Annotated in this window: 1 protein-coding gene; it reads right to left on the reverse strand. The window is 72.7% G+C overall.

Features of this window, described 5'->3' with window-relative positions; genetic code table 11:
• Positions 1 to 223: aminotransferase class I/II-fold pyridoxal phosphate-dependent enzyme (locus ACZ3HG_RS24555; protein ID WP_465335105.1), on the reverse strand; the 223-nt coding region annotated here is incomplete at its 3' end.
• Between the last annotated feature and the right edge of the window lie 22 nt (positions 224 to 245).

A 245-nucleotide genomic window follows, 5' to 3' on the forward strand; every position in this document is an offset into this window, starting at 1 on the left:
GCGGGTTGCAGAGCAGGACGGCCTTCGCTCCGGATGCCAGCGCCCCGGCGATCCCCTCGAGATCGAGCTCCCACCGCTCCCCCGTGTCCCGCAGGGGTACCCGCTCGACGACGGCGCCCGCTTCCTCGACGGTGTCGTAGAACGGCGGGTACACGGGAGGCGTGACGACCACCCGGTCGCCCGGCGACGTCACCGCGCGCAGCACCTCGACGACCCCCATCATCACGTCGCCGGTCCACCGGATC

This window comes from Erwinia sp. PME.40.26/001 (genome assembly GCF_055556675.1).